This window comes from Streptomyces sp., assembly GCF_031178505.1.
Classification (GTDB): Bacteria; Actinomycetota; Actinomycetes; order Streptomycetales; family Streptomycetaceae; genus Streptomyces; species Streptomyces gulbargensis.
In genome coordinates, this window is record NZ_JAPSIW010000839.1 from 1 (window position 1) to 2,887 (window position 2,887).

4 protein-coding genes and 1 pseudogene are annotated in these 2,887 nt (G+C 71.4%); all 5 read right to left on the reverse strand.

Going from position 1 to position 2,887, the window contains the following annotated elements:
• Positions 1-582, reverse strand: a 582-nt coding sequence (locus RIF68_RS33200; protein WP_309055159.1) for a helix-turn-helix domain-containing protein, incomplete at its 3' end; no start/stop codon positions are given.
• 117 nt (positions 583-699) lie between these two features.
• The gene (gene hisF, locus RIF68_RS33205; protein ID WP_309055160.1) at positions 700-1,455 is read right to left on the reverse strand and encodes an imidazole glycerol phosphate synthase subunit HisF; all 756 of its coding nucleotides are present in this window, start codon (positions 1,453-1,455) and stop codon (positions 700-702) included.
• Positions 1,452-1,853, reverse strand: coding sequence for a RidA family protein (locus RIF68_RS33210; RefSeq protein ID WP_309055162.1), 402 nt, complete (start codon positions 1,851-1,853; stop codon positions 1,452-1,454). Before RIF68_RS33210 ends, hisF begins: the two co-directional genes overlap by 4 nt.
• Positions 1,850-2,584, reverse strand: coding sequence for a bifunctional 1-(5-phosphoribosyl)-5-((5-phosphoribosylamino)methylideneamino)imidazole-4-carboxamide isomerase/phosphoribosylanthranilate isomerase PriA (priA, locus tag RIF68_RS33215; protein ID WP_309055163.1), 735 nt, complete (start codon positions 2,582-2,584; stop codon positions 1,850-1,852). Before priA ends, RIF68_RS33210 begins: the two co-directional genes overlap by 4 nt.
• Before the next feature lie 5 nt (positions 2,585-2,589).
• A pseudogene (locus RIF68_RS33220) lies at positions 2,590-2,887 on the reverse strand (imidazole glycerol phosphate synthase subunit HisH); the annotation flags it as partial.

Consider the following 2,887-nt stretch of genomic DNA (forward strand, 5'->3'; position numbering starts at 1 on the left):
GCGGAAGGGGAAGGCGTGGAGGTGCACGGCGACCTGTTCGCGTCCCTCGGTGTCGCCCGCGGCCTCGGCGGCGCGCGCCTTGGCGTCGTACTTCCGCAGCACGGCTTCGAGTTCCCCGTCGAGGGCGGCGAGTTCGGCGGCGGTGAGGCGGGGCATCCATTCGGCGCTGATGGCGGCGGAGCGCCATTCCTCCGGCCAGGCGAGCCGCTCCTCGATGAAGCGGAGGTGCAGATCGGCGCGCTGGTCGGCGACGAGGCGGCTGAAGGCGATGCCCACGGCGGCCTTCTCGGGGGCGTCGCGGAAGTCCTCGTCGCGGACGGTGATGCCCTGGGAGCTGGTGTGCCACCAGCGTTCACGACCGTCGGTGGACTGGCCGGGGGCCTCCTCGATGAGACCGTGCTCGGCGAGTTTGCGCAGGTGGTAGCTGACGAGGGAGACGGCTTCGTCCACCTGCTCCGCGAGCTGGGAGGCGGTGGCGGTACGGGCGACGAACAGCGCCCGGTACAGACGCATCCGCAGGGGGTGGGCGACGGCCTTGAGCGTGCCGAGGTCGGTGATGCGGCGGTTCTCCGAGAGGGACATGCCAGGACCCTAGAAGTGCAGGAAAAACTGCGCAACATAAATTGCGCAACTATTCTTTCGCATCTGGGTGAAGGGAAGGGCCCCCGAAGGGGCCCTTCCCTGAAACGGAACGAGGGATCAGCGCACCTCGTGCCCGGCTTCCCGCAGCGTCTCCTTGACCTGACCGATCCGCAGGTCGCCGAAGTGGAACACGGAGGCCGCGAGGACCGCGTCCGCGCCCGCCGCGACGGCCGGCGGGAAGTCGGACAGCCTGCCCGCTCCCCCGCTCGCGATGACCGGGACGGTGACGTGCTTGCGGACCGCCGCGATCATCTCCGTGTCGTAGCCGTCCTTCGTCCCGTCGGCGTCCATCGAGTTGAGCAGGATCTCGCCCGCGCCCAGCTCGGCCGCCCGGTGGGCCCACTCGACGGCGTCGATGCCGGTGCCCTTGCGGCCGCCGTGCGTGGTGACCTCGAAGGAGCCCGACTCCGTGCGGCGCGCGTCCACCGACAGGACGAGGACCTGCCGGCCGAAGCGCTCCGCGATCTCCTGGATCAGCTCGGGGCGGGCGATGGCGGCGGTGTTGACGCCCACCTTGTCGGCCCCGGCCCGCAGCAGCTTGTCGACGTCCCCGGCGGAGCGGACCCCACCCCCCACCGTGAGCGGGATGAAGACCTGCTCGGCGGTGCGGCGCACCACGTCGTAGGTGGTCTCCCGGTTGCCGGAGGAGGCGGTGATGTCGAGGAAGGTGAGCTCGTCGGCGCCCTCGGCGTCGTACAGCTTGGCCATCTCGACGGGGTCGCCCGCGTCCCGCAGGTTCTGGAAGTTGACGCCCTTGACGACGCGGCCGTTGTCCACGTCCAGGCAGGGGATCACTCGTACGGCGAGGCTCATGCCGCGTTCCTCCTGTACGCCTCGACCTCGACCTCCACGACGAGGCGGGGGTCGACGAAGCCGGAGACGATGAGCATCGTCGCGGCGGGGCGGACGGCGTCGAACAGGTCCTTGTGGGCCCGGCCGACCTCCTCCACGTCACGCGCGTGGGTGAGGTACATCCGGGTCCGCACCACGTCGTCCACGCCGAGGCCGAGCTGCTTCAGGGCGCCCAGGGCCACCTGGAAGGAGTTGACGGCCTGGTCGTAGGGGCCGCCGCCCTCGGCGATCTGCCCGTCGACCACGGAGGTGCAGCCGGAGACCAGGACCAGGCCGTTCGGGAGCTCGACCGCGCGGGAGTAGCCGAACTGCTCCTCCCACGGGGCGCCGGTGACGACCTTGCGGAGCGCGTCGGTCATGCCGAGGCCACCGCCTCCAGGGCCTCTTCGAGGGTGAAGGCCTTGGCGTAGAGGGCCTTGCCGACGATCGCGCCCTCGACGCCCAGCGGGACGAGCCCGGCCAGGGCCCGCAGGTCGTCCAGGGAGGAGACGCCGCCCGAGGCGACGACCGGCTTGTCGGTGGCCGCGCAGACGTTCTTCAGGAGCTCCAGGTTGGGGCCCTGCAGGGTGCCGTCCTTGGCGATGTCGGTGACGACGTACCGCGCGCAGCCCTCGGAGTCGAGGCGGGCCAGCGTCTCGTAGAGGTCGCCGCCGTCGCGGGTCCAGCCGCGGCCGCGCAGGGTGGTGCCGCGCACGTCGAGGCCGACGGCGATCTTGTCGCCGTGCTCGGCGATGACCTTGGCGACCCACTCGGGGGTCTCCAGGGCTGCGGTGCCCAGGTTGACGCGGGTGCAGCCGGTGGCGAGGGCGGCGGCGAGGGAGGCGTCGTCACGGATGCCGCCGGACAGCTCGACCTTGATGTCCATCGCGCCGGCGACCTGGGCGATCAGCTCACGGTTGTCGCCGGTGCCGAAGGCGGCGTCGAGGTCGACCAGGTGCAGCCACTCGGCGCCGGAGTTCTGCCAGGCGAGGGCGGCCTCCAGCGGGGAGCCGTAGGAGGTCTCGGTGCCGGACTCGCCGTGCACGAGACGGACGGCCTGTCCGTCGCGGACGTCGACGGCGGGGAGGAGTTCGAGCACGCTTCCAGACAACACAGTCACAGGGTTCCGATCCAGTTGGTGAGGAGCTGGGCACCGGCGTCACCGGACTTCTCCGGGTGGAACTGGGTCGCCCGCAGGGCGCCGTTCTCGACCGCGGCGACGAACGGCTCGCCGTGGGTGGCCCAGGTGACCTTCGGGGCGGCGAGGGTGGGGTTGCCGATCTCCAGGGTCCAGTCGCGCACCGCGTAGGAGTGCACTAAGTAGAACCGGGCGTCGGCGTCCAGGCCGGCGAACAGCTCGCTGCCGTCGGCGGCGTCGACCGTGTTCCAGCCCATGTGGGGCACGACCGGGGCG